A 25,412-nucleotide genomic window follows, 5' to 3' on the forward strand; every position below is an offset into this window, starting at 1 on the left:
GTGCGGGTAAGCATCGGGCCACTATTGGACATAGAGGTCGGGAACCAACCCTTCGGACAGTCTTTTCAGAATGTCGGGCGCGGTGCCCGCTGGCTGAACCGGGCCGTAATAGACATCATATGAGCCGCCAAGCTTGGCAATCAGCTCTGACACGTATCGCAAAGACGCGACTTTGCGCCCGAACTCGTCGTTGCCCCCACTCAGGACCCCAGCCAGACGGCGCGTCCGGTAGTAGTGCCGAGAGTTGCGCATGTTTGCCGATGCGGGAACGATTGGAGCCCCGGTCTCTGCTGAAACACGGGTTACCCCGGTCCTCCAGGGAGGTTCGACCAGACGGCCATCATTCAAATACGGAACCCGGCCAGACCCGAACACAAGCAGGGCGCCGTCTTCCTTGAGGTGTTGCAACATTCCGGCAAGGGTCTGTCGGGCCGTCAAAACCCTGTCCTTTTGATCCAGATCCACCGGAACGATCAGGTCTCGGCCCAAAAACCGTTCAGCTTCGCGCCCGGCGACAACCTTCAGGTCCGCGCGATGGTCCTGCAATGCCCCCGCATGGGCAAGAAAATCGAAGGTCCCGATCGGATGGGTCGAGGCGATAACGACCGCGCCTTGGGTCGGAATATTCTCAAGCCCGTGTGCGCGTAGCGTGGTTCCGTGGTTCATCTGCAAAACCGCGCGCACCAGCTCTGGCCCGGTGCGTTCACCAAGTTCCAACAATATCTCTTCGGTTTCTTTCAGGGCAAAGAAAGCCTGACCAGTCGTGGTGCGGTTGATCCAGTCAACGCCCTCCATCAGGTGCCGCAAGACCCTTAACCTAAAGTCTGCTCCAACTGGAATGCGCAGACGGGCGCGCAGTAAGTCATCCACCGGATTATCATTCTTGTCGTTGCCCAAGGCGCGCCCAAATCATAGTAGTGTCGTGATCACGACGCTTACACGTATTCGGTTTAACTGCGCAACCTTGCGACAGGCTACAGGCTGTTCAACTCTGGATACCGTGTGTTGATGGGGGCTGGGGTGACAGGTTTGGAAGTCTTCAGATCGTGTTGGGTCAACTCCAAACGTATCAGGCCGTCGCTGCGCCTGTGCTATCCTTGGCAAGTTGCAAGGCTTCAAGGCGGCCCAGTTCCTCCAGAGCGCGGCCTTGATCACCTGTTTGGGCCAGCGCATTTTGATAGGCGCGAAGGACCGATCGTGGACGCCAAGGCAACGCGGCCTGAGATACCCACGCACGCAAGACCGGAGGCAGGCGGTCAAACTCGCGCATCGGATTTTCGGCGCGGCGGCGCTTTCTCAGTCTCGTCTGGCCAAGATTTCGCGGCATCAGACGTCTTCCTCGATGTCAAAAATGGGATCGAGCACCAGAACAAGGCGGGTCTCACCTGTTCCCGCAATTGGTGGCGAGCGATGCAGTAACCCTGACGGAGGGTTCTGTGGCCAAAGCGTGCCACGCATAACCATGGGGGCACCGGTTGCCACGGTAAACACGCGGTCTGGGTCAAGGCCATCCTTTGACATACCGTATTGCGTGCCTGTCCCGCGATAGGTGCAGATCAGGCGCGCGTATAGGGCATCTATGTGGAACTTCCTGCAGGCATTGGTGTTGATCGCGTCCAGGCGAAGTCGAAGATAGGGCGCGCGCATCATCTCGGCAAACCGCGTGGCGAGGTCTGAGATGTCATCCTCTAACCAAGTGCGTTCTGCGCCTTCGTCCATCCCCGCCATGCTGCACAAGTGACTCAGGGCGTCCGGAACGGCCTGAGGGCGTAGGACTAGCCGCGCTTTTGGCAGATGCGATGGGTCCAGGGCGTTGATCCATGCCTGAAATTCTGGCGCAAGTTGACGGCGCCAGATTGTCGCCGCGCACCCCGGCATTTCGATTTTGGCCAATCCGTCCGGCTTATCCGATACGCCCACTCCGACGGCTGCGCCGTTCAGGTCGGTGCGATGATAGGTCATGCGGCATCCTCCACTCGGCGCCACAGCGGAAACGGGTCAGGCAAGTCAGATGGAAGGGCATCCGGCCCGGGTGCAGCGGCCTGAGATAGCAGGCAGGATTCAAGACGGGATTTGAGGGATGGCCAGTCGATGCCTGCACCGATAAACACAATCTCTTGCCGCCGATCGCCCCAAGGCTCGACCCAGTGTTGTTTGATGTAGTCAAGCACTGACGGGTGATCAGGCCATCTTGTATCGGGCACGGACGCCCACCAAGTTCCGATTGGCTTCACGCTGGACAGAGCGCCTGCAAGCGAAAATTCAGCAACCCACTCGGGGCGGGTTGCAATCCAGAAATGACCTTTTGCCCGGATCACACCGGGCAAATCACCATTCAGCAGCGCGAGGATTTTCTCGGGCTCAAAGGGTTGTCTGGCGCGAAAGACGTAGGACGAAACGCCATACTCTTCGGTTTCCGGCACGTGGTCGGCAAAACCATAAAGCTCCTTGACCCACATGGGGTGCTGATGCGCCTTTTCGAAATCGAAAAGGCCAGTGTCCAGAATGGCATCACTGGAAACTGCGGATTGGTTTGTTTCGATGATTTTTGCATCGGCATTTAGGCTACGGATTATCTTGCGCGCTGCATCGGTGCGTTCCGGGCCGGCATCAGCAACCTTGTTCAGGATGACAACGTCGGCAAATTCGATCTGGTCGGTTAGTAGATGCACCAGAGTGCGATCATCCTCGTCGCCAAGGGTCTCACCACGATCATGAAGGAAGTCGTGGCTGGAGTAGTCGTTAAGCAGATTCACCGCGTCAACCACGGTGACCATCGTGTCAAGGCGGGCCACGTCAGACAGGCTTTCACCGTCTTCATCGCGGAAATCGAAAGTCGCCGCGACAGGCAGGGGCTCTGAGATACCAGTGGACTCAATCAGGAGATAATCAAACCGACTTTCCGCAGCCAGTCGCCGGACCTCGGCCAGCAGATCATCGCGCAGGGTGCAGCAGATACAGCCATTTGACATTTCAACCAGAGTTTCATCGGTACGGCTGAGCTCCGTTTCGGCCCGAACCAAATCAGCGTCGATATTCACTTCGGACATATCATTAACGATGACGGCGACACGACGGCCTTCGCGATTATTGAGAACCCGGTTCAGCAGAGTTGTTTTGCCAGCTCCAAGAAATCCGGACAGGACAGTGACGGGAAGGCGGGTATCAGTCATGGCTTAAAAACACTTCTTCTTTCGTGGTGGGTTTGGGGCGACGGGTTCGCAAGATGTTGGCGTGGGGTGGGAGGTCGTAACTTAGGTTAGGAAATGTAATAACGTAACAATATGGAGATGTAAACCACATGCGCCTCGTGGATGTTTGCGGATTGGGGCTAAGGCTGTCGGTCTTTCGTTCGGTTTTCGATCGAATTTGAAAACGTCAGAGGATCGCGATCACTCGGAACTTGGGCAAACACTCACTTGCGATGCCGCTGACGTTCAGCCCGACCGAATTTTGAACTTCGGCCGGGCAGGGGATCAAAGGCAATCGGCCAGTGTTTGCGCCATGTTGCGAATGACTTGGGAGTAAAGCGCCGCTCCGGGTTCAAGATCAGAGCCGAGCGGGTCGATTACTGCGGTATTGGCGTCGGCACCATCCATCACAACCTCGACGATCCCAGGATTGAACTGCGGTTCGGCCAGAACGCATTTCACGCCTTCGTCCTTGATGCGTGCCTGGATTTCAGCAATGCGGGCAGGGCTTGGGTCGGATGCATCACCAATCGAAATTGCGCCAGAGGCGGGGAAATCAAACGCATTCTCGAAATACTGGTAGGCATCGTGGAACACGATAAAGCTGCCTCCTCGGACCGGTTCGAGCGTTTCGGCGATCTCGGCAGACAGGGCCGCCATTTCTTCTCGCGCCGCCGCAGCATTTGCGAAATACGTACCGGCGTTGTCCGGATCTGCCGCAGATAGCTGGGCGGCGATCACATTCAGCCACGTATTTGCGTTCTCTGGCGACAACCAGGCGTGCGGGTCATGGTCCCCATGCGCGTGACCATCGTGGTCGTCATGCCCTTCGTGGTCTGCATGATCTTCGTGGTCATGATCATCATGATCGTCGTGGCTGTCATGATCATCATGGGCATGTTCATCGTCATGACCTTTGGTTTCAGCATGGTTGTCATGGTCGTCATGTTTGGCGTGATCGTCGTGATCATGCTCATCGCTGTGATCTTCGTGATCCTTGTCTTCGGCGTGTTCGTCGTGCCCGTGGTCATCGTGATCGTCATGATCGTGGGCTTCAAACAGGGCGTTCTCACGGAAATCCAGAAGAATTGTTCCATCCGTTTCCAACAGGGTCGTGACGGTGGCGCCGTCAGCAAGGGTCTCGACAGCCCCTTCCATCCACGGTGTCAGGCCTTCACCCATCCAAAAAACCAAGTTGGCGTCTTGCAGCGCTGCAGCTTCTGAGGGGCGCAGATTGTATTCGTGCGGCGAGGCACCCGGTGAGATGATCAGGTCGGGCGTTCCGACACCTTCCATAACCCGTGCCACAAGCGAGTGAACTGGCGCGATATCGACCGCGACATTGGGTACATCCGCCAAGGCCGTTCCGCCCATGAATGCAGCGGTGATAGATAGTGGGAGAAGCTTTCTGGACATCAGACCCTCTGTGTGATTTTATAACATTGCGAGCGGCATACATGATATGGAATAACATGACAAGTGATACGCAACCCGAAATAACCGGGGATACGGCCCCGGTTGGGTTCCAAAAGCATGACCACAAGACGTGCGTTGCAACCGGGCTGTCCGCAGCGGAAACCCGGTGCAAGGAAGAAGGGCTGCGTCTGACGCCAGTCCGTCGCAGGGTTCTGGAAATGCTGTTGCAAGAGCATCGCGCGCTGGGCGCGTATGCGATACTCGACCGATTGCGCGAGGAAGGCTATGGGTCACAGCCTCCGGTGGCGTATCGTGCACTCGACTTTCTTGCTCAGAATGGGTTCGTGCATAAGATTGAGCGACTGAACGCCTTTGTTGCCTGTTCTCACCCAGGGGCCTCTCATTCGCCGGCCTTCATGATTTGCCGAAAATGCGACGCCGTGGCCGAGGCGCAATCCACACCGGCCAAAGGTGTTTTGGGGGCTGCGGCACGCGCGGCGGGTTTCGAAATTGAACGAACGGTTGTAGAAGCCGAAGGGCTTTGCCCTGACTGCACCGAAAAGGCGTAGAAATGACCCTGATCACCGTTGAAAAACTCAGCGTACGGTACGGTGCGAACACCGTTCTGCACAATGTGGATATGACGATTGAGGCAGGTGAGATCGTTACCATCGTTGGCCCGAACGGATCAGGCAAGACCAGTCTGCTTAGGGCTATCATCGGCGCGACCAATCCCTCTGCTGGCCATGTTTCCAGGAAGCCCGGACTGAAAATCGGCTATGTGCCGCAAAAACTGCATGTTGACCCGACATTGCCGATCTCGGTTGCAAGGTTCATGCGCCTGACACACCGCGTTTCGAAAGATGACTGCGCTGCGGCGCTGGCGGCGGCGGGTGTGCCGGATCTTTTGAAGCGCCAGATGTCCCAACTGTCCGGGGGCCAGTTTCAGCGCGTATTGCTGGCGCGGGCTTTGATCAATCGCCCTGACATCCTTTTGCTGGATGAAGCCACGCAAGGCCTCGACCAGCGAGGCTCGGCCAGTTTTTACCAGCAGATCGAGGCGGTTAGGCAGGAAACCGGCTGCGCCATTTTGATGATCAGCCACGAGTTGCACGTTGTGATGAGTGCATCGGACAGGGTAATCTGCCTCAATGGTCATGTCTGCTGCGAGGGGTCGCCTGCCGTGGTTGCATCGGCACCGGAATACCGCGCCCTGTTTGGAACAGGCACCGGTGGCGCGCTTGCCCTGTATCGCCACGAACATGATCACAATCACGACCACTCTCACGAAGCGGCAGAATAATGCTTGATGATTTTATGACGCGGGCAACGCTCGCCGGTATTGGCGTGGCAATTGCAGCCGCCCCCCTTGGCTGTTTTGTTGTCTGGCGGCGCATGGCGTATTTTGGGGACGCTACGGCCCATGCCGCGATCCTGGGGGTTGCCCTGTCGCTGGCATTCCAGATGTCAATCTTTCTGGGAACGTTGGTTGTCGCGCTCATCATGGCGCTGGCCGTCACAATGCTATCCGGTCGCGGTTATGCCATGGATACGCTTCTTGGGGTTATGGCGCATTCGTCGCTTGCCTTTGGCCTTGTCGCAGTGTCGTTCTTGTCCGGCATTCGCATCGACCTGATGGCCTATCTTTTTGGTGACATACTGTCAGTTTCGCGCACCGATCTTGTCGTGATCTGGGGCGGGGCCGCGCTGGTCGTCGCGTTGATCGTATGGCGATGGTCGCAACTGCTGACTGCTACGCTGAACGAAGAATTGGCCTACGCCACTGGGTTCGACCCCAAGCGCGAGCAGTTGATCCTGACTTTGTCTCTGGCGGTTACGGTAGCTGTCGCGATCAAGGTTGTGGGCGTGTTGCTCATCGCCGCGATGCTGATCATTCCGGCAGCGGCCGCGCGCAGCCTGGCGCGATCCCCGGAAACGATGGCATTGATTGCCGCGGCAATCGGGGCTTTCTCGGCTGTTGCAGGGTTGCGCGCTGCTTATGTGTTTGACACACCGGCGGGTCCCTCAATCGTCTGCGTGGCTGCAGTTTTGTTTGTCGGTTTCAGCCTCACGGGATGGCGGTCGCGAAGCGGGGTATAGGGCAACTGTACTTTGGATTGATTTAGCTGGGTGTCTCGTCTGCCAAAAACTGAGTGGCTGCGACAACATTGTTGTTGACCTGATCTGTGATCTCGGGCACCCGTTCGGATGATGGTTCCCGATGGTGCGCCCAAGGGATGAAAAGGGAATACGGTGAGGCTGCTGTTTGGCGCCAAGTCCGTGACTGCCCCCGCAACTGTAAGCGGTGAGCGACGCCAAAAACCCACTGGCCCCAGTGCCGGGAAGGATGGCCAAGCATCGACCCGCAAGTCAGGAGACCTGCCATCAAGTGTTAACCAACCCGGGGCGGGGCGTCCTGGAAGGAGGCTTTGATGACACGAGCACATCGTGTTTACATTTCCGGCACTGTCTGCCCGCGCTTTGAAGCAGGCGGAGGAAACCATGCCGTCAGCGCCTGACCATTTTCTTCTCATCTGCAAAACATGTCAGGGTGAGGCACACGCGCAGGGCTTGTCCGACGCGGTGTTCGACCGTTTGCCCAATGGTTTTTCCATCCGCATGGTCGATTGCATGGCCGGATGCGCGCGGCCTGTGACGGTTGGGTTTCAGGCAGTCGACAAAGCGCAGTACCTTTTTGGTGACATTCAGGATGCGCAGGATATCCAGGCACTGACTGAGTTTGCCCGCCAATACCAAAACAGCGCAGATGGTTGGACCAATGCGACCGAGCGTCCGGAACCACTGTTCATAAAGACACTGTCCCGCATGCCCCGCATTGAAAAAGGGGTGTGTCCATGACCAACCCAGCTATTTTGGTGGCGCGTGATCTGACCCATCAGGTCCTTAGTGGCGATATACTGCTGCAGGGGGTCTCATTCACATTATGCGAAGGCGCAATCCTTGCAATTGCCGGGCCCAACGGGGCAGGCAAGACGACGCTTTTGAATCTGTTATGTGGCGCGTATGAAGTGAACCAGGGTGACGTTCTGGTCAACGGACGCAGCCTGAAACAGATGTCTGCACGGGACCGGGCGCGGACGATCGCCGTGGTCAGTCAGCAGGAGTTCCCGGATGGCAGGCTGCTGTTGCGGGATTATGTGGCGCTAGGCCAGATTCCTATCCGTGCGGACCGCTCTGCCGAGGAACACGCCGCTGATCTTGTCAGAATCCTGAACCTTACCGGGCTTAGCGCTTTGGCCGACAAAAAGATGGCCGTTCTGTCCGGGGGGGAACAACAGCGCGCGCATATCGCCCGTGCTCTGGCCCAGAATCCTACGCTTTTGTTTCTGGACGAACCCACCAACCATCTGGACCCGGATACGAAGGGGCGTATGCTGTCGCTGGTCGCTGAACTGGGTATCACCGTGGTGATGATCCTGCACGATCTGGTGATGATCCCAGAATTTGCCACTCATGTGGCGCTGATGAAAGACACCCGGCTGACCGGTTTTGGGCTGGTAGCCGACGTGCTGACCCCGGGCCGGGTCCGCGACACGTTTGGCGTCGATTACCTGTGCTTTCCCCACGAAGGTCGCGTGATCCCGGCGCTGGATATCCGAAAAACCTCGATAACAACTTACGAATAGGAGTATTTCTGAATGAAACAGATCTTGTCTGTGGCACTGGCCACTGTTTTGGCAGGTGGTGCCGTCGCGCACGAAGTTACGGTTGACAATTGCGGTGCGCCGCTGGTGTTCGACACCCAGCCCGAGCGTCTGGTTGTGCATGATATGAACATGACCGACATGGCCTTTGCGTTGGGTCTGCAGGATAAGATTGTGGGTCTGACCGGCATCACAGGCTGGTACAAGACCAGCCCCGAGTTTGACACATTGCGCGGTGACATCCCCGAGCTTGCGCCGAAATACCCAACTGTTGAGAACCTTGTGGCAGTAGAGCCTGACCTGTTCTTCGCGGGTTGGTACTATGGGATGAAGCCGGGTGGTGACGTGACGCCCGACACGCTGGAACCCTTTGGTATCAAAACAATGATCCTGACGGAAAGCTGTGTGCATCTGGACAAGGATCGCCCCGAGGCCAGCATGGACCTGTTGTTTGATGACGTGCTTCGCCTGGGCAAGGTCATGCATGTTGAAGACAAGGCCGAGGCTTTGGTTTCCGGTTGGAAAGAGGAACTGGCCGCGATCCAGGCGCAAACTGCAGACCTGCCAAAACCCCGTGTTTTCCTGCTGGATGGGCCAGCCGACGCGCCCTTTACCGCGGGTAAATTCGCCATCCCTGACGCGATGATCGCTGCAGCCGGTGGTGCAAATGTCACTCATGACATGGACACAAGCTGGGGCCGCACCTCGTGGGAGGCTGTGGCAGCTTCGAACCCCGAATTTCTGGTGCTGCTGGATTATCAGACCGGAAACGGCGCGGAAGACACGTTCAAGTTTCTGCAGGAACACCCCGTGATGTCGCAGACCGATGCGGTCAAGAACGAACGCTGGATTGGCCTGCGTTACGAAGAACTGACCCCCGGACCCGCAAATATCGAGGCGATTTCGAAAATGGCCGACGCGATGCACCCGGGCCTGAACTAATATGGGCCGTTTCGGTCTGACTCTCTTGCTGGGGGCGGTCGTCGTGGCCGCCCTTTTGCTGGTTTCGACCATTTACGGCACGACGCAAATTCCGGCCGCAGTTGCGTTAGATGCGGTGATGCTTGGCACTGGGATGGCGGATGGCGAGGTGTCGCCGCTGCACCGAATTGTCTTTGACCTTCGCTTGCCGCGCGCATTGTTTGCGGCCGTTATCGGTGCAGGACTGGGCGTTGTTGGCGTGGTGCTTCAGACCACAACACGCAACGACTTGGCTGATCCCTTCCTGTTCGGCCTTTCGTCAGGTGCGGCGGCGGGTGCGGTTTTCGTCATTACGGTGACCGGCGACGTCCTGGGATTCTGGACACTGCCGCTGGCCGCATTTTGCGGCGGGCTTGTCGCGTCGGGAATTGTGCTGGCACTGGTTCACGGATTGCGCACCAGTGCGCCGGAAAAGCTGATCCTTGCGGGATTGGCAGTTTCGTTTCTGTTTTCGGCGATCACGAACTATCTGATTTTTGCGGGCGACAGTCGCGCCGCGCACTCGGTTATCTTTTGGATGCTGGGCGGTCTGGGTCTGGCCCGATGGGAGACATTTCCGCTGGTCTGCGCCGGGATGCTGTTGATCTTGACGTATGCCTTGTGGCGCAGCCGTTGGCTGGATGCGCTTTTGACCGGCGACTTGACGGCAGCGACGCTGGGCGTTCCGGTACAGGCATTGAGGTTCCGCATGTTTTTTGTTGCGGCCCTTGCCACCGCCGTTTTTGTTTCGGTTGCGGGGGTTATCGGTTTTGTTGGGCTCATGGTGCCCCACATCGCACGCGGGATCGCTGGACCTTTGCACAACCGTCTTGTGCCCGCTGCGGCCATCGTCGGGGCGGCCTTACTGACCGGTTCAGATATCCTCAGCCGCCTGTTGCTTGCACCTCAGGAACTGCCAGTGGGTATTGTTACCACCTCGATCGGGTCGATTTTTGTTTTTCTTTTGTTGTTTAAAACAGCAAGGGAAATGAAATGATAAGGGCGCTTTTGTTTAGGTCGAGAAGTTCGCCTGCAGTTTCGTGATCAACTTCCGTTGATAGGGGGGGCTGCGCTAGGCGGCCCCCTCGGTCACGTCGGCGGGAATGTTCAATCCCCCGATTTGCGCCAGAAGGTCGACAACCTTGTCCACGCCTTTGCGGTGCCGCAGCGAGGTGAACACGAATGGGCGACCGTTGCGCATTTTTGTTGCGTCTCGGTCCATCACCTCTAGTGACGCGCCAACATGCGGGGCCAGATCGGTCTTGTTGATGATCAGGACGTCCGATTTGGTGATCGCCGGCCCGCCTTTACGCGGAATCTCTTCACCCGCAGCCACGTCGATCACATAGAGCGTTACATCCGCCAGTTCCGGGCTGAATGTGGCGGACAGGTTGTCCCCGCCGCTTTCGATTAGAACAACTTCGACGTCGGGGTGGCGCGCCTGCATCTCGGCAACGGCCGCCAGGTTGATCGAGGCATCCTCGCGAATGGCCGTATGCGGGCAGCCTCCGGTTTCAACGCCAATGATCCGGTCTTGTGGCAGGATTTGCATCCGCATAAGCGCCTCGGCATCTTCGCGGGTGTAGATGTCATTGGTGATCACGCCAACGGATACCTTGTCGCGCAGCGCCTCGGACAGGGCAGCGGTCAGAGTTGTCTTGCCTGCGCCAACAGGACCACCGATGCCCACGCGCAGGGGGCCGTTCATATTGCTCATGTTCGGAACATCCTTGAATATTGAGTTTCGTGTTTCATCGACGCGACATCTGTCAGAAACGCCGTCGACCCCAGATCGTCCAGCCCCAAGGTCACAGCGTCCGTCGCCACATGCTGACACAAAGGCGTCAGGTCGCGGATCATTCGCTGTCCTTCGGTTTGCCCCAGCGGTACCAAACGCGTCGCACACGCGACCAGATTGGACATGAAGGCTTGCAGGTACATCTGGGCTGTCAGGCCGAGCGGCAAGCCTTGTCGCTGTGCCGCATATCCCAAGGCGACCGGGTAGGTCAGGGTGCCCAACTCCACCGCCCAGACATTTGCGGTTATGCCGCAAAACGCTTCTCCCAGCAGTCGGGTTTCCATCAACCGCTCGGACGAGGCGCAGAATGCGCGCGCAGCCTGATCCACCTCGGACAAGGAGGTGGTGGTCTGTGCCGAATACGCGGCTGAAAGAAATATGCAGTCATTCCGGCCAGAGCCGTATTCGATCACATCGGCAACCCATTCTTTTGTGTCGGTGGCGTTGGCAACGCTGCCGCACTCGATCGCCCATTCCAGCCCGTGCGAATATGCGAACCCTCCGACCGGATAAGCAGGCGAAAGCCACTGGGTCAGTGTCAGGATATCTGTGTCAGTGGGCGTGGCCATGGGTCCTGCCGTGGCCATAGGCGCCACCTTCGGGTGTAAAGGGTTCCTGAACCTCGCGCACTGTTGCGCCGATCTTCAGCAACATGTCGCGGATGACGTGGTCGACCTGGATCAGCAAGCGGTCCGCTTCGACCTGACAGGGTGTGTGGCGGTTGCCGATATGCCATGCGATGCGGGTCAGGTCGGGGGCCGTGACTTCCAGCAACGCCTCGGGCGCGGCCTGTATTTCGACCTCGCGCCCGTCGTCAAGGATCAGGGCACCGCCGTGATCCAACGAGGTTGTCTGCGACAGATCAATCAGAATCTGTTCACCGCTTTCACAGGTCAGCACCTTGCGGCGCAGAAAACGGTCTTCATAAGTCAGTGACAGGTGGTCGGCGGGGTCACCATGCGTATGGTCGGAATACTGCCGTGCCGTGCAGAGAAGGGCGGTCATGCGGTTGCCCCCCCTGCCAAAAGCCGGGTCAGAGCCAGATTGAATCCGCGAAGACGCGGTGTGGGATCCGGTCGCGTGTCAACCTGAGCTTGCGCAGGTCTTCGTCGCTGAGGGATTGAAGAAATTTGATCTGCTGAACGCGCGTTTGTGCGTCTGCCATTCGGATAAGAAACGAATAGATCGACGTCCCGAAGGATGCGATCAGTCCGGGTAGCGAAACGCGCGGGCTGGATTGCGGTGCTGAATGTGCCATGTGGACCTTCAAACTTGTTGGTCCTCCCTTGGTCTTCATGATGTGTCATGTCGGCCTCGTTTTGTAGTAGATGTTTGGTCATGGCTGCGTTGCGTATGCTGCAACGCAGCATGTCTCAGAACATGAAATAGCGTTGCGCCATGGGCAGAACCTCGGCGGGTTGGCAGGTCAGCAACTCGCCATCGGCGCGCACCTCATAGGTTTCGGGGTCGACCTCGACTTGGGGCGTGGCGTTGTTCAACAACAGGTCGCTTTTGCCGATATTGCGGGTGTTTTGCACCGCGACGGTTTGCTTGGCCAACCCTAGTGTATCACCAATCCCCGCAGCCTGCGCCGCGCCCGAGACAAATGTGATCGCCGAATGTTCGACCGAGCGCCCATAGGCCCCGAACATCGGACGGCTATAGACCGGCTGCGGCGTCGGGATCGAGGCATTGGGGTCGCCCATCTGCGCGCAGGCAATGGTGCCGCCCAGCAAGACCATCTCGGGCTTCACCCCGAAAAAGGCCGGGTTCCATAGCACCAGATCGGCGCGTTTGCCTTCTTCGATACTGCCGATCTGATGACTTAGCCCGTGGGCAATCGCCGGGTTGATCGTGTATTTGGCGATATAGCGGCGCACGCGCATATTGTCGTTCTCGCCAGTTTCCTCGGGCAGACGACCACGTTGCTTCTTCATTTTGTCGGCGGTCTGCCATGTGCGGATCAGAACCTCACCCACACGGCCCATAGCCTGACTGTCGGACGCGATGATGCTGAACGCGCCCATGTCGTGCAGGATATCCTCGGCCGCGATTGTCTCGCGCCGGATGCGGCTTTCGGCAAAGGCCACGTCCTCGGGGATGGATTTGTCGAGGTGGTGACAGACCATCAGCATATCCAGATGCTCTTCGACCGTGTTCACGGTGAAGGGCCGCGTGGGGTTGGTCGAAGACGGCAGAACGTGGTTCTCGCCGCAAATTTTGATGATGTCTGGGGCGTGACCACCGCCAGCGCCTTCGGTGTGGAAGGCGTGGATCGTGCGGCCCTTCATGGCACCTACGGTGTTCTCGACAAAGCCGGATTCGTTCAGCGTGTCGGTATGGATCATGACCTGCACGTCCATCGCATCGGCGACCGTCAGGCAGCAATCGATGGCGGCAGGGGTCGTGCCCCAATCCTCGTGCAGTTTCAGAGCGCAGGCACCTGCGTTGACCTGCTCCTCAAGCGCGGCGGGCAGCGAGGCGTTGCCCTTGCCCGCAAAGGCCAGGTTCATCGGAAACGCGTCGGCGGCCTGCAACATTCGCCCGATATGCCAGGGGCCTGGGGTGCAGGTGGTCGCCAGCGTCCCATGCGCGGGGCCGGTACCACCGCCCAGCATGGTGGTCAGGCCGGAATGCAGCGCATCCTCGATCTGTTGCGGGCAGATAAAGTGGATATGGCTGTCGAACCCACCGGCGGTCAGGATGCGCCCTTCGCCCGCAATGGCCTCGGTGCCGGGGCCGATGATGATGTCGACGCCGGGTTGCGTGTCGGGGTTTCCGGCCTTGCCGATCTTGGCGATGCGCCCGTCTTTCAGGCCGACATCGGCTTTGTAGATGCCCGAGTGATCCACAATCAGCGCATTGGTGATGACCGTGTCCACGGCGCCTTCGGCCCGAGTGGCCTGAGACTGACCCATCCCGTCGCGGATCACCTTGCCACCGCCGAACTTGACCTCTTCGCCGTAAAGCAGCGCGTTGTCGCCGGCTCCCCCGGTAGCAGCGGCACCTGCGCGTTCGGCGGTCAGGTCGCGTTCGACCTCGATCACCAGATCGGTGTCGGCCAGTCGCAGCCTGTCGCCGGTGGTGGGGCCGAACATGGCGGCATAGTCAGAGCGTTTGATTGTTGCTGGCATCAGAGCGACCCCATGACCTTTTGATTGAACCCATAGATCTTGCGCGCGCCCCCGATGGGGATCAGCGAGACCTCGCGCGCCTGACCGGGCTCGAACCGGACGGCGGTGCCGGGAGCGATGTCCAGACGCAGCCCGTGTGCGGCGGCGCGGTCGAAATCCAGCGCAGGGTTGGTTTCGGCGAAATGATAGTGCGAGCCGACCTGAACCGGGCGGTCACCAGTATTAGCGACCATCAGGGTGATGGCTGAGGCACTTGCGTTCAGGGTGATCTCGCCCTTGGCCGGGAACAGCTCGCCTGGGATCATTTGTTCAGCTTTATCATCAACGCGAAGGCGGCCAGCGCGACAACGGCGAGACCAACGCCCAGAGTGGCATAATCCGAGCCATGCGCGTGGATATGTGTTCCGTTATGGGCTGCCGCAGGGCCAGCAAGGATCAGGGCGGGGAAAAGCATACGGGTCATGTTAGTGTTCCTTTGTTAGCGAATAGGGTTGTGGACGGTCACCAGTTTGGTGCCATCAGGGAAGGTGGCTTCGACCTGAACTTCGTGGATCATCTCGGGCACACCTTCCATGCATTGCGCGCGGGTGATCACTTCGGCTCCGGCCTGCATCATATCGGCAACCGAGCGCCCATCGCGCGCACCTTCGACCACCGCGTCGGTGATCAGGGCGATCGCCTCGGGGTGGTTCAGCTTGACGCCTCGGGCCAATCGCTTGCGGGCGACCTCGGCGGCCATGGCGACCAGCAGTTTGTCTTTTTCACGGGGGGTCAGGTTCATGTCAGATCATCCAGCATCGGGGAAGCGTGTCATTGTTCAGCCGCCGCAGCACCGGCATCAGTGTTCGACGGAGGGTAAAGCTGTTTTCGGCCAGCACCCGGATCACCAGCAGATCGCTTTGGATCAGCGAGGCTCCGGCGGTGGAGGGCAGCATCGCGCGGATGGAGTCAATCTGACCCTCGGCAGTGGGTGAGGCAAAGGCGACCAGCGCCATCGCCCCCGCACCGCCCGCGATATGTGTCATGGCCAGGTGGGCGTGCAGATCACCGTCGAACTGCATCGCGTCCATAAACAGAGGTGCGCCATCGCGCGCGATCTCAATTCGGTCTCGCAGGCGGATATTGGTCAGGGTCTCGCCCATCGCCATACGGCCAAAGATCAGGGGTTCGACCATCAGGGCGGTGGCATCCGGGGCAAGGTCGATCTGCAACCGGCGATCCAGCGCGCTGCCGTCGAACAGAATGGTTTCCTGCGGCAGCCAGTTCAGCCGCGCGCCCGGCGAGGCACTCAGGTGGTTCACGATCTGACCTGACGGGCCGGGTTTGGCCTTGTACGCGCGCTCGCAGGCTTGGGTGGTCAGGGTCAAGGTCGTGCCATCGCCCGCGTGGCCGGTAAAGCGGAACGTGTCCCCGCCCGTGATGCCGCCAGCAGTGTTCAGCAGCACCGCGTCCAGCGCGTTCCCGTCGGTTCGGGGAAACAGGCACTTAAATGACCCCGATTGGCGAAAACCGTCCAATACCGACTTTTCGCCCAATTGCTTTGCACTTAGCCGAATCGCGCCCTTCGCGCGCGGCGGCATCGCGTCTTGCTTGGGCAATATGGAGGCATGTTGAGTAATGGTGCACCTGCGGAACCAGAAGTTATGCTGCTTGTTTCAACGTTTGCGCGCCGGAACTCTATTCTTCGACGTCGGTTTTCGTCGGTTTTCCGCAGTACGTGATTAATTTTTGGGCGTGACCTCGGGCGACTGGTCAAAAAACAGGCAGATGCGGCGGATTGTGAAAAATGATGGGCCCTGCATTTGCTAAATTCTCTGCGATGCAGAAACCGTATGGGTGCCCGCCGAGGAGATGACCCGGGGGTGTGTGACGGCTGCGCGAATTGGACCTCGGACACAACCGCCACACGGAACGCAACAACAGTTGCGGGGATCAGGTAGAAGAAGAGTGCGCATCTGCGCAAGCCCTCTCTCCCGGCCCCGCCCAGGAGAATCATATGACATCTCTCAAATCCACGCTCGCCGGATCACTTGTCTTTGCCGCTATGGCGACCGCTGCGCTGTCTGCCGAAGACACGATCAAAGTCGGTGTATTGCACTCGCTTTCCGGCACCATGGCGATTTCGGAAACCACGCTGAAAGACACAATGCTGATGCTGATCGACCAGCAAAACGCCAAGGGTGGTCTTCTGGGCAAACAGCTTGAGGCCGTGGTCGTTGACCCAGCATCCGACTGGCCGCTGTTTGCGGAAAAAGCGCGCGAGCTGCTGACCGTGCATGAGGTGGATGTGATCTTCGGCAACTGGACCTCGGTGAGCCGTAAATCGGTTCTGCCGGTGATCGAGGAACTGAATGGCCTGCTGTTCTACCCGGTTCAGTATGAGGGCGAAGAATCGTCCAAGAACGTCTTCTACACCGGCGCCGCGCCGAACCAGCAGGCGATCCCTGCGACTGACTATTTCCTGGACGAACTGGGTGTTGAGAAATTCGCGCTGCTTGGTACCGACTATGTGTACCCACGTACCACCAACAACATTCTGGAAAGCTACCTGAAGGGTAAAGGCATCGCGGATGAGGATATCTTCGTAAACTACACTCCGTTCGGCCATTCCGACTGGTCCAAGATAGTGGCGGACGTTGTCGCGCTGGGTGCGGATGGCAAGAAGGTAGGCGTGATCTCGACCATCAACGGTGACGCGAATATCGGCTTCTATAAAGAACTGGCGGCTGCGGGCGTTTCGGCGGACGATATTCCGGTCGTGGCTTTCTCGGTCGGTGAAGAAGAATTGTCCGGTCTGGATACAGCAAACCTGGTCGGCCATCTCGCGGCGTGGAACTACTTCCAGTCGGCGGATACCGAGGTCAACGCCGAATTCGTCGAGACATGGAAAGCCACCATGGGCGACGAGCGCGTGACCAATGACCCGATGGAGGCACATTACATTGGCTTCAACATGTGGGTAAACGCCGCGACCGAGGCGGGCTCGACCGAGGTCGACGACGTGCGCGCCGCGATGTACGGGCAGGAATTCCCGAACCTGACCGGTGGCACTGCGGTCATGCTGCCGAACCACCACCTGGCCAAGCCGGTTCTGATCGGTGAGATTCAGGAAGACGGTCAGTTCGACATCATCAGCGAAACCGAGGTTGTGCCGGGTGATGCCTGGACCGACTTCCTGCCGGAATCGGCGGTTCTGATCTCGGATTGGAAAGAGCTGGGCTGCGGTATGTACAACACCGAGACCAAGACCTGCGTTCAGACGCTGTCGAACTACTAAACCTTACGCAAGGCGGGTGTGATCGCCCGCCTTGCCCTCAAGACACCTCGGGTTTCACCACATGTTACGACTATTCCTTGCGGGCCTCGCAATTCTGTGCGCCTGCCTGACCGCCAACGCGCAAGAGGGCGGTCTGCAACCGATCCTGCAAGAGCATCAGGAGATCATCGCCAAAAGCTCACGCAAGACGATCGGGCCTGCGATTGATGCGATTGCCAGCAGCGGGTTGCCTCAGGCGCAGGTGATGCTCGAGACTTGGGCCGCCAAGAACGTGTGGATGCGCAAGTCGGATGGTCTGTTCTTTGCAGGCAAAAAGGGTGAGGGGCGGTCTTATGAGCTGACCGATTTCGACACCGGAGAGGTCGTTGGAACGTTCGAGAAATCCGACCTGAAACAGTTGAAGCCCAATAGCGGTATCCGCGCGATGATAGGGACGGCCTTGGTGCAGTTCCAGCTGACCGACCCGGATCGCGCGAAACGCGCGGCCGCATTGCAATCCATACAACGTGATCCCGAAGGGGCCTTGCTGGCCCCCTTGCGCGCGTCGATAGAGGATGAACCTGACGAGGCGTTGAAGGCGCAGAAACAGCGGCTGGAGCGGTTGCTGACCATTGGCTATGACGAGGATACTGCAGCACGTGTTGCTGCGATTGAAGACATGTCTGGCGATCTGGGCGTAGATATCCGCGCGGCGCTGAACCCGCTGGTCGTGACCAAGTTGCAAACCGCTGCGGCATTGCCGTCGGATGTGAACATCGCCGCCGTATTGGAACCCGGCTCGGAGGCGCTGAGCGAGGACGAAGCCTATGACCTACTGGTCGCCAGTGACCTTGCCGCGCCGCGCGTGTCGCCTGATGCAATCCGCGCTGCCCTTTCCGCCAATATCGACGGTGGCCGCGTCGGCGGCCTCCCCGTAGCCCAACTGAATACCGACGCCGCCCGCGCACAGGCATATGCGGCGCTGGCCGAGGCCGGAGCCGTCCCGGCCTTGATTACGCAAACCGATATCGACGCCGCACTCGGCGCGCATGTCTTCTTCGAGACCTACGCAGAGCCTTCGCCCGAAGTGACCTCCGCCGCCGCGCAAGCGCTGGAACAGATTGAGTTGAAGGTCGGTCTGAACCAGACACTCGACCTGACGCTGGACGCGATTTCTCTGGCCTCGATCTATTTCCTTGCGGCCATCGGTCTGGCCATCACCTTCGGCGTGATGGGTGTGATCAACATGGCCCATGGTGAGTTCATCATGATGGGCGCCTATACCGGCTACGTCGTACAGCAGTTCATTCCAGACCACACGTTGTCGATCATCGTGGCGATCCCGATGGCTTTTGCCGTCACCTTCGCCATGGGTGTGGCGATGGAGCGACTGGTGATCCGTTGGCTTTATTCGCGCCCGCTGGAAACGCTGCTGGCAACCTTCGGCATCTCGATTGCGCTGCAACAGCTGGCCAAGAACATCTTTGGCACGCAGGCGCGCCCGCTGACCGCGCCCGGCTGGCTGGACGGGGCGTGGGTGCTGAACGATGTGGTCTCGATCAGCTATATCCGCATCGCGATCTTCGTGCTGGCGATGATCTTTCTGGGGCTGTTTCTATATATAATGAAACGCACACGGCTGGGGCTTGAGATGCGCGCGGTGACGCAGAACCCGCGCATGGCGGGGTCGATGGGAATCAATCCGGGGCGGGTGAACATGCTGACCTTTGGGCTTGGTTCCGGTATCGCAGGAATCGCCGGGGTTGCGATTGGTCTGTTCGCCAAGGTCACGTCCGATCTGGGCAGCGACTATATCGTACAGAGCTTCATGACGGTGGTTGTCGGAGGCGTCGGCAACATCTGGGGCGCGCTGGCAGGGGCGGGCATGATCGGCTTCCTGCAAAAGGGGATCGAGTGGATGAACCCCTCGAACACCCTCGCGGCACAGACCTACATGATCATCTTCATCATCATTTTCATCCAGTTCCGGCCGAGGGGCATCATCGCCCTCAAAGGCCGCGCGGCGGGGGATTGAGCCATGGAACGCAGCTTTGTTGCCAAGAACCCCTCGGTGCTGGTCTTTCTGGCCATCCTGTCGCTGTTCACCTTAGGCGTCACCATCTTGTCTGAAGGGTTCGGGATCGGCGTGATCTCGACCAGTTTCGTCAAGACGCTGGGCAAAACCCTGTGCCTGTGCCTGATCGCCGTGGCGATGGATCTGGTCTGGGGCTTTACGGGCATCCTGTCTCTGGGCCATTTCGCCTTTTTCGGGTTAGGAGGCTACATGATCGGCATGTGGCTGATGTACGAACGCACCCGCCTGATCGTGGTCGAGTCGCTGTCGCAGGCCGATATCCCTCCGACTTCCACTGAAGTCGTGGACGCCATTGGTACGCAAATCTTCGGCGTCGTCGGATCGTCTGAATTCCCGCTGATCTGGGCCTTCTCAGATAGCCTGTTTCTGCAACTGGCACTGGTCGTGATGGTGCCGGGCCTTCTGGCGCTGATCTTCGGCTGGCTGGCGTTTCGCAGCCGGGTGACGGGTGTCTATCTGTCGATCCTGACTCAAGCCATGACTTTGGCTCTGGCGCTGTACCTGTTTCAGAATGACAGCGGTTTGCGCGGCAACAATGGTTTGTCGGGTTTGCAGAACTTACCAGGCGTCACCGCCTCGCAGGATGTGGTGTCGATCTGGTTCCTGTGGGCCTCGGCACTTGCGCTTGGCTTGGGATACATGCTGGCAGCATGGGTGGTGTCGGGCAAGTTCGGCTCGGTCATCCGCGGCATCCGCGATAACGAGGCGCGGGTGCGATTCCTCGGCTACTCGGTCGAGGTCTATAAGCTGGCCGTCTTCACCCTGACCGCCTGCATCGCTGCCATCGCAGGAGCGCTGTATTATCCGCAAGCGGGGATTATCAACCCCGAGGAAATGGCTCCGATCGCCTCGATCTATTTGGCCGTCTGGGTCGCCATTGGCGGGCGCGGTCGTCTGTATGGTGCTGTCATCGGCGCGGCGTTTGTCAGCCTGCTCAGCACATGGTTCACCGGCGGACAGGCCCCGGATATCCCACTTGGGTTCTACACGATCAAATGGGTCGACTGGTGGCAGGTGCTGCTGGGCGTGTCCTTCGTGCTGGTCACGCTGTTCGCCCCGCGAGGGATCGGAGGGTTGTTCGACCTCTGGACCAACCACCGCGCACCACAGCGCCACGGCGCAGCGCTTGGACCCGACGACAGCGCCTTGCGCGAAAAGGAGGCCACGGAATGAGCACTCTGCTAGAGGTCAGCGGCGTGTCCGTCACCTTCGACGGGTTCCGCGCTATCAACAACCTGTCGTTTCAGATCGGCAACGCGGAACTGCGCGCTGTCATCGGCCCGAACGGGGCCGGCAAGACCACGTTCATGGATATTGTGACTGGAAAGACCCGACCCGACGAAGGTCGCGTGATCTGGGGCGAGAAATCTGTTTCCCTGCTGCGGATGAGCGAGGCAAAAATCGCGCAGGCCGGGATTGGGCGGAAATTCCAGAAACCTACCGTGTTCGAAGATCAAACCGTGCAGGAAAACCTGCTGATGGCCCTCAAGAACAAACGCGGTTGGCTGGGTGTCCTATTCTATCGGCCCTCAGCGGTCGATCTGGAAAAGGTCGAAGAACTGGCCGACGAGATCGGCCTGAAGGACGAACTGACCCGCAAGTCGGGTGAGCTCAGCCACGGGCAGAAACAATGGCTGGAAATCGGGATGCTGCTGGCGCAGGAACCGCGCCTGCTGTTGGTCGATGAACCCGCAGCCGGGATGACACCGCAGGAACGCGAGCATACTACCGACCTTTTGGTGCAAGCCGCAAAAACCCGCGCCGTGGTAGTGGTGGAACACGATATGGAATTTGTCCGCCGTCTGAACTGCAAGGTAACGGTGCTGCACGAAGGCGCGGTTCTGGCCGAGGGCACTTTGGATCACGTGACATCAAATCAGGACGTCATTGACGTCTATCTGGGGCGCTAGGCGATGCTGACACTTAACGATCTGACCCTGCATTACGGGCATTCGCAAATTCTGAACGGCATCTCGATGCAGGCTGCACAAGGCGAGGTGACCTGCGTGATGGGTACCAACGGTGTTGGCAAGACCAGCTTGATCAAGGCGATCTCGGGGACGCACCCGCGATCCGGAGGGCAAATGGTGCTGAACGGAGAGGAGCTGGACATCCTGCCTGCGCATCGCATGGCATGGAAAGGTGTGGCATATGTCCCGCAAGGCCGAGAGATTTTCCCATTGCTGACCGTGCGTGAGAACCTGGAGACCGGATTTGCCTGCCTTCCAAAAACCGAGCATCATGTTCCCGATGAAATTTTCGAGCTGTTCCCAGTGCTCAGACAGATGCAGAATCGCCGGGGGGGCGACCTGTCCGGCGGGCAACAGCAGCAACTGGCAATCGCACGCGCTTTGATCACCAAACCAAAGCTGCTGCTGCTGGATGAGCCGACTGAAGGCATTCAGCCAAATATCATCCAACAGATCGGAGAAGTCATTCGCCACCTTCGCTCCAAAGGTGAAATGGCAATTGTGTTGGTCGAACAGTATTTTGACTTTGCTTATGACCTTGCTGACCGCTTTGTCGTGCTGAGGCGTGGTGAAATCCTGATGAAGGGCAGCAGGCAGGATCTGTCGCGCGAGCAAGTCCTTCAGGGTGTAACTGTCTAAATTCAGTAATTTACCAGTCGCAAGCCGCCTCACGTGAGTGGGGCGGTTTTCGCGTTTCGAGGATTAAGGAATTTTTAAGAATCATGCCCCGACTCGCCTGACCCACGCCGAATTTGGGACACAAATCTGCCTCAAACGACAAAAAATTCCCGTTATGCGGGAAAACTTTTGCGTTTGTGGGGAGGTTCGGCGGCATTTCGCTTGGTATCGATTTGTTAACGGGGATGTCTGCCTCGTAAGTGCGGGTTTCGCACGTTGTTAAAACAGTCTGGAGTAAAAAGTTATGTCGAATTCCATTCGCGAAATTTTCTTGAAGCTACGCGAGGATGAGCGCGGCGCAACCTTGGTTGAATATGGTGTGGCATTGCTGGTTGCGATTATTGCCGGCGGTGGTTTCCTGATCAATCTGGCCGACAATACGAACTCGAACTTCTCGGAAGCAAACTCCTCGATTACCCAGCGCTAATAGAACTCAAGTGTAAAGCAACTAAAGGAACGAACAAATGTCGAATTCTATCCGTAAAATCTTTCTGAAACTGCGTGAAGACGAGCGCGGCGCGACCCTGGTTGAATATGGTGTTGCTCTGCTGGTTGCGATTATCGCTGGCGGTGGTTTCCTGATTACCCTGGCTGACAACACGAACTCCAACTTCTCGGAAGCAAACTCGACAATTCAAACTCGTTAAGAGTTTTGTGCAAGACAGCCCCTCCCGCGCATTTAGTGGGGGGGGCAAATCCACTTTAATCAGTAGCGTCAGTTTGATTACCGTTTTGTAAAGTTACACAGCAATTCGCCCAAATCTGACTGCCAAAGCCGACTTCGGAAATTGGAGGGCAAAATGCGAGTTAAATCATTTTTGATGACAGTCTTCGGGGTCGCCCTGGCGGGGGGGGCAGTATTCTGGGCCCAGGACCAGCTTGAAAGAAATCAGGCGGCCGCTGTCGACACCAGCATCGTTCGCGTTGTTGCCGTGGCAGATAACATTGCCTTCGGAAGCCCGATCGAAAGATACAAGCTTACAACTATTGACTGGCCAGCCGACTCTGTTCCGCCGGGCGTGTTTACGAACTTTGACGAGGTTGTTCCAAAACTGGGTGGAGAGCCGCGCCGCGCGAAGCGTGCGCTGGCTCAGGGCGAGCTTCTTCTGGCGTCAAAAATCTCGGAATTTGGCGAAAAAGTTACAATTGTTCAGACGCTTGGCGAAGGCAATCGTGCGATGGCAATTAATGTCAACGCGCAAACCGGCGTTGGTGGTTTTGTCACGCCGGGCGATTTTGTAGACATAGTTCTGACACGCGGCAGCGACGATACCCTGCGCGCACTGACTATCCTGCAGAATATCCGGGTTGTCGGCGTTGACCAGAAAACCGATGAGGAACTGGACCAGCCGGGAATTGCCCGCACCGTAACGGTCGAAGTGACACCGGATGAAAGCCAACGCTTGGCGCTGGCGCAGAAGGCCGGTCAACTGAGCCTGTCCTTGCGTTCGCTGGATGAGCTTGATGACAAGCCGCTGGAAACCGTACGCCTGAGTGACATTCTGCTTGAGAAATCGCCGGTTGATGACGGAACGCCGCAGCCCGTTATCAAAGTGCGCCGGGGTATTACCGACGTCCAGGAAGAGCCGGTTGTGCAGAATATCGCAGAAGAAGAAACACCTGTCACTGATACGTCCAGCACCGTGAATTAAGGCGCGTCGAATTTATCCGGAGGGTTAATGATGATATCGTTACGAACTTTCAGGAAAGAAGAAGACGGAACCGTTCTTGGTTTTGCGGCCCTGTGTCAGACCTTGTTCATCGGATTTGCAGCTAGGAACGTGGCGCGGCAATTGTCGAATAGCCCATCGTTATTCCCATGTTCCTATCGCTGATTTCTGGTGTCGTTGACTGCCGTCGCCTTTATGGGCTGACCGCGTCCTGGCAGAATGCAATGCACACATCCGCGAAGCTGGCCGTATGGACAGCTGGAACACCCGGGGTCGCGTTCAGTGCCCCAAACAGTATTTCCCTTCCCGCCATGAGCACTTCGCTACCTGTCGAAGATCTGGCTGACGGGGCGGTAGAGTAAGGAGAAAGATAATGAGTGCTAAGCAGATTTCAGTATTGTTGATTTCGCCTGACGAAGAAATCTATTCGGCGATTGAAGGATCCCTGGCCAATCAGGACAACTGCAAGTTCACCGGCCAAAAGGACACAGTTCAGGGTGCCAACGGGTCGGCGGTTTCGCTGACTGCGCTGCATGACGTTGTGCTTTTTGACGTGGACGAAAACTCGGACGCCATGCTCGAGACCGCGCAATCCATCTGTGACGCCCGGATGCCGAACGCAATCATTATCGCTCTGGCCCCTGAAGACCTGCCGCTTGAAAAGGCACGGCAGCTCAAGAAGCTGGGCGTGGACGATGTTCTGCCCCGCAAGGCGATTAACGAAGAAATCGTTCCTCAGGTAGACGCAATCCGTGCCCGCCGCCAGGCCCAGTTGCCCGCTGTTTGGGGTGGCCACGCAACTCTGGGCAAGGTCATTGCCGTAGCGAAATCGCGGGGCGGGGTAGGGTCTTCGCTTGTTGCCGCGAATATGGCTAATGAACTGCAGTGCAAGGAAGGTTTCTTCAAGAAAAAGGCCGCGAACGAGGTCGCTGTTGTAGATCTTGATTTCCAGTTCGGATCCATCGCGGCCCTGATGGATGTTGAAGAAAGCGACGCAATGTGGCGGATGGCTATGGAAGAGAGCATCCCTGACAACGCGTTTCTGGAACAGGCCATGGTGAAGGCGCCCTGCGGTGTCGACGTTCTGGCCGCTCCGTCGCGCTATGGGCCGCTCTCTGCGATCAAGGAAGACCAAATCTCGGCAATTCTTGATAGCCTGAAGCGTACTCATGATTATGTCGTCGTAGATCTGCCTCGTGCTTTGGTCGAGTGGATCACACCTGTACTTGCACAGGCTGACCGGTTGTACCTGGTCACGGACGTCGCAGTTCCTTCGGTTCGGTCCGCCCGTAAACTGATGGATTTCTATCAAGCCGAAAATCCGGCGATTGATATTCAACTTGTCGCCAGCCTTGAGAAGAAGCCGCTGTTCCCCGCTGCGCACCATCGTGCAGCGTCGAAACTGCTGGAAAAAGACTTCTCCTATTGGGTGCCAAAGGACGATCGCACAGTGCGTGAATCCGTTGATCGCGGAATACCGCTGCAGGAGGTCTCACACCGGGCACCTGCGACGCGCGCCATCAAGAAGCTGGCAGATGAAACCCGGATCTCAATGCCGCCTCGTGTCGGTAAGTGATCG

At 58.1% G+C, this 25,412-nt stretch carries 30 protein-coding genes and 1 riboswitch; of the genes, 16 read left to right on the top strand and 14 right to left on the bottom strand.

Annotation, left to right across the window (positions count from 1 at the left end; all coding sequences use genetic code 11):
- Positions 1-21: 21 nt before the first annotated feature.
- The 5 genes from RUESEDTHA_RS13755 to RUESEDTHA_RS13775 all read right to left on the bottom strand — a co-directional run bounded on the left by RUESEDTHA_RS13755 (position 22) and on the right by RUESEDTHA_RS13775 (position 4,607).
- Complete coding sequence (locus RUESEDTHA_RS13755) at positions 22-870, bottom strand: 1-acyl-sn-glycerol-3-phosphate acyltransferase (protein ID WP_180887361.1); 849 nt, start codon at positions 868-870, stop codon at positions 22-24.
- A 199-nt stretch (positions 871-1,069) separates the two neighbouring features.
- Positions 1,070-1,327: a DUF6525 family protein gene (locus tag RUESEDTHA_RS13760; RefSeq protein WP_180887362.1), complete on the bottom strand. Its 258-nt coding sequence runs from the start codon at positions 1,325-1,327 to the stop codon at positions 1,070-1,072.
- Positions 1,327-1,962, bottom strand: coding sequence for a DUF1826 domain-containing protein (locus tag RUESEDTHA_RS13765; RefSeq protein WP_180887363.1), 636 nt, complete (start codon positions 1,960-1,962; stop codon positions 1,327-1,329). Before RUESEDTHA_RS13765 ends, RUESEDTHA_RS13760 begins: the two co-directional genes overlap by 1 nt.
- Positions 1,959-3,173: a GTP-binding protein gene (locus tag RUESEDTHA_RS13770; RefSeq protein ID WP_180887364.1), complete on the bottom strand. Its 1,215-nt coding sequence runs from the start codon at positions 3,171-3,173 to the stop codon at positions 1,959-1,961. Before RUESEDTHA_RS13770 ends, RUESEDTHA_RS13765 begins: the two co-directional genes overlap by 4 nt.
- 303 nt (positions 3,174-3,476) lie before the next feature.
- Complete coding sequence (locus RUESEDTHA_RS13775) at positions 3,477-4,607, bottom strand: zinc ABC transporter substrate-binding protein (RefSeq protein ID WP_180887365.1); 1,131 nt, start codon at positions 4,605-4,607, stop codon at positions 3,477-3,479.
- 56 nt (positions 4,608-4,663) lie between these two features.
- On the opposite strand from RUESEDTHA_RS13775, the gene RUESEDTHA_RS13780 reads away from it, so the two are divergent.
- From RUESEDTHA_RS13780 to RUESEDTHA_RS13810, 7 genes are all read left to right on the top strand, one after another.
- Positions 4,664-5,176, top strand: coding sequence for a transcriptional repressor (locus RUESEDTHA_RS13780; RefSeq protein ID WP_180887366.1), 513 nt, complete (start codon positions 4,664-4,666; stop codon positions 5,174-5,176).
- Between the two features lie 2 nt (positions 5,177-5,178).
- The gene (locus tag RUESEDTHA_RS13785) at positions 5,179-5,910 is read left to right on the top strand and encodes a metal ABC transporter ATP-binding protein (RefSeq protein ID WP_180887367.1); all 732 of its coding nucleotides are present in this window, start codon (positions 5,179-5,181) and stop codon (positions 5,908-5,910) included.
- The gene (locus RUESEDTHA_RS13790) at positions 5,910-6,707 is read left to right on the top strand and encodes a metal ABC transporter permease (protein WP_180887368.1); all 798 of its coding nucleotides are present in this window, start codon (positions 5,910-5,912) and stop codon (positions 6,705-6,707) included. Before RUESEDTHA_RS13785 ends, RUESEDTHA_RS13790 begins: the two co-directional genes overlap by 1 nt.
- A 95-nt stretch (positions 6,708-6,802) precedes the next feature.
- A riboswitch (cobalamin riboswitch) is annotated at positions 6,803-7,009 on the top strand.
- A gap of 100 nt (positions 7,010-7,109) precedes the next feature.
- A complete protein-coding gene (locus RUESEDTHA_RS13795; protein ID WP_180887369.1) occupies positions 7,110-7,466 on the top strand; it encodes a DUF1636 family protein in 357 nt (118 codons plus the stop codon).
- Positions 7,463-8,254, top strand: a complete 792-nt coding sequence (locus RUESEDTHA_RS13800; RefSeq protein WP_180887370.1) for an ABC transporter ATP-binding protein — start codon at positions 7,463-7,465, stop codon at positions 8,252-8,254. The genes RUESEDTHA_RS13795 and RUESEDTHA_RS13800 overlap by 4 nt, the downstream gene beginning before the upstream one ends.
- A gap of 12 nt (positions 8,255-8,266) precedes the next feature.
- A complete protein-coding gene (locus tag RUESEDTHA_RS13805) occupies positions 8,267-9,214 on the top strand; it encodes an ABC transporter substrate-binding protein (protein ID WP_180887371.1) in 948 nt (315 codons plus the stop codon).
- Between the two features lies 1 nt (position 9,215).
- On the top strand, positions 9,216-10,229 hold the full coding sequence (locus RUESEDTHA_RS13810; protein WP_180887372.1) for an iron ABC transporter permease: 1,014 nt from the start codon (positions 9,216-9,218) through the stop codon (positions 10,227-10,229).
- A gap of 75 nt (positions 10,230-10,304) precedes the next feature.
- Here RUESEDTHA_RS13810 and ureG read toward each other — a convergent pair whose 3' ends face one another.
- The 9 genes from ureG to RUESEDTHA_RS13855 all read right to left on the bottom strand — a co-directional run bounded on the left by ureG (position 10,305) and on the right by RUESEDTHA_RS13855 (position 15,744).
- On the bottom strand, positions 10,305-10,949 hold the full coding sequence (ureG, locus tag RUESEDTHA_RS13815; protein WP_180887373.1) for an urease accessory protein UreG: 645 nt from the start codon (positions 10,947-10,949) through the stop codon (positions 10,305-10,307).
- On the bottom strand, positions 10,946-11,617 hold the full coding sequence (locus RUESEDTHA_RS13820; protein WP_255431736.1) for an urease accessory protein UreF: 672 nt from the start codon (positions 11,615-11,617) through the stop codon (positions 10,946-10,948). Before RUESEDTHA_RS13820 ends, ureG begins: the two co-directional genes overlap by 4 nt.
- Complete coding sequence (locus tag RUESEDTHA_RS13825; RefSeq protein ID WP_180887374.1) at positions 11,583-12,035, bottom strand: urease accessory protein UreE; 453 nt, start codon at positions 12,033-12,035, stop codon at positions 11,583-11,585. The genes RUESEDTHA_RS13820 and RUESEDTHA_RS13825 overlap by 35 nt, the downstream gene beginning before the upstream one ends.
- 28 nt (positions 12,036-12,063) lie before the next feature.
- Positions 12,064-12,288, bottom strand: a complete 225-nt coding sequence (locus RUESEDTHA_RS13830; RefSeq protein WP_180887375.1) for a hypothetical protein — start codon at positions 12,286-12,288, stop codon at positions 12,064-12,066.
- A gap of 115 nt (positions 12,289-12,403) precedes the next feature.
- On the bottom strand, positions 12,404-14,164 hold the full coding sequence (gene ureC, locus RUESEDTHA_RS13835; RefSeq protein WP_180887376.1) for an urease subunit alpha: 1,761 nt from the start codon (positions 14,162-14,164) through the stop codon (positions 12,404-12,406).
- The gene (locus tag RUESEDTHA_RS13840) at positions 14,164-14,469 is read right to left on the bottom strand and encodes an urease subunit beta (RefSeq protein WP_171123794.1); all 306 of its coding nucleotides are present in this window, start codon (positions 14,467-14,469) and stop codon (positions 14,164-14,166) included. Before RUESEDTHA_RS13840 ends, ureC begins: the two co-directional genes overlap by 1 nt.
- Positions 14,466-14,627: a peptidase M23 gene (locus RUESEDTHA_RS13845; RefSeq protein WP_255431739.1), complete on the bottom strand. Its 162-nt coding sequence runs from the start codon at positions 14,625-14,627 to the stop codon at positions 14,466-14,468. The genes RUESEDTHA_RS13840 and RUESEDTHA_RS13845 overlap by 4 nt, the downstream gene beginning before the upstream one ends.
- Positions 14,628-14,642: 15 nt before the next feature.
- Positions 14,643-14,945 (bottom strand): urease subunit gamma, encoded by a 303-nt coding sequence (locus RUESEDTHA_RS13850; protein WP_152460019.1) that lies wholly within the window; start codon positions 14,943-14,945, stop codon positions 14,643-14,645.
- A gap of 1 nt (position 14,946) precedes the next feature.
- Positions 14,947-15,744: an urease accessory protein UreD gene (locus tag RUESEDTHA_RS13855; protein WP_180887377.1), complete on the bottom strand. Its 798-nt coding sequence runs from the start codon at positions 15,742-15,744 to the stop codon at positions 14,947-14,949.
- Positions 15,745-16,160: 416 nt separating this feature from the next.
- On the opposite strand from RUESEDTHA_RS13855, the gene urtA reads away from it, so the two are divergent.
- From urtA to RUESEDTHA_RS13900, 9 genes are all read left to right on the top strand, one after another.
- On the top strand, positions 16,161-17,441 hold the full coding sequence (urtA, locus tag RUESEDTHA_RS13860; RefSeq protein ID WP_180887378.1) for an urea ABC transporter substrate-binding protein: 1,281 nt from the start codon (positions 16,161-16,163) through the stop codon (positions 17,439-17,441).
- A gap of 61 nt (positions 17,442-17,502) precedes the next feature.
- Positions 17,503-19,455 carry an urea ABC transporter permease subunit UrtB gene (gene urtB, locus RUESEDTHA_RS13865; RefSeq protein ID WP_180887379.1) on the top strand — a complete coding sequence of 651 codons (1,953 nt, stop codon included), beginning with the start codon at positions 17,503-17,505 and terminating at the stop codon, positions 19,453-19,455.
- Between the two features lie 3 nt (positions 19,456-19,458).
- The gene (urtC, locus tag RUESEDTHA_RS13870; protein WP_180887380.1) at positions 19,459-20,688 is read left to right on the top strand and encodes an urea ABC transporter permease subunit UrtC; all 1,230 of its coding nucleotides are present in this window, start codon (positions 19,459-19,461) and stop codon (positions 20,686-20,688) included.
- Positions 20,685-21,425, top strand: coding sequence for an urea ABC transporter ATP-binding protein UrtD (urtD, locus tag RUESEDTHA_RS13875; RefSeq protein WP_180887381.1), 741 nt, complete (start codon positions 20,685-20,687; stop codon positions 21,423-21,425). Before urtC ends, urtD begins: the two co-directional genes overlap by 4 nt.
- A gap of 3 nt (positions 21,426-21,428) precedes the next feature.
- Entirely contained in the window at positions 21,429-22,124 is a 696-nt protein-coding gene (gene urtE, locus RUESEDTHA_RS13880; protein ID WP_180887382.1) for an urea ABC transporter ATP-binding subunit UrtE, read from the top strand.
- Between the two features lie 283 nt (positions 22,125-22,407).
- Positions 22,408-22,590: a Flp family type IVb pilin gene (locus RUESEDTHA_RS13885; protein ID WP_180887383.1), complete on the top strand. Its 183-nt coding sequence runs from the start codon at positions 22,408-22,410 to the stop codon at positions 22,588-22,590.
- Positions 22,591-22,627: 37 nt separating this feature from the next.
- On the top strand, positions 22,628-22,810 hold the full coding sequence (locus tag RUESEDTHA_RS13890) for a Flp family type IVb pilin (RefSeq protein WP_180887384.1): 183 nt from the start codon (positions 22,628-22,630) through the stop codon (positions 22,808-22,810).
- A 153-nt stretch (positions 22,811-22,963) separates the two neighbouring features.
- Positions 22,964-23,815: a Flp pilus assembly protein CpaB gene (gene cpaB, locus RUESEDTHA_RS13895; RefSeq protein ID WP_180887385.1), complete on the top strand. Its 852-nt coding sequence runs from the start codon at positions 22,964-22,966 to the stop codon at positions 23,813-23,815.
- A 391-nt stretch (positions 23,816-24,206) separates the two neighbouring features.
- On the top strand, positions 24,207-25,409 hold the full coding sequence (locus tag RUESEDTHA_RS13900) for an AAA family ATPase (protein WP_180887386.1): 1,203 nt from the start codon (positions 24,207-24,209) through the stop codon (positions 25,407-25,409).
- The last annotated feature ends 3 nt before the right edge of the window (positions 25,410-25,412 follow it).

The organism is Ruegeria sp. THAF57, from assembly GCF_903914075.1.
Taxonomy (GTDB): Bacteria; Pseudomonadota; Alphaproteobacteria; order Rhodobacterales; family Rhodobacteraceae; genus Ruegeria.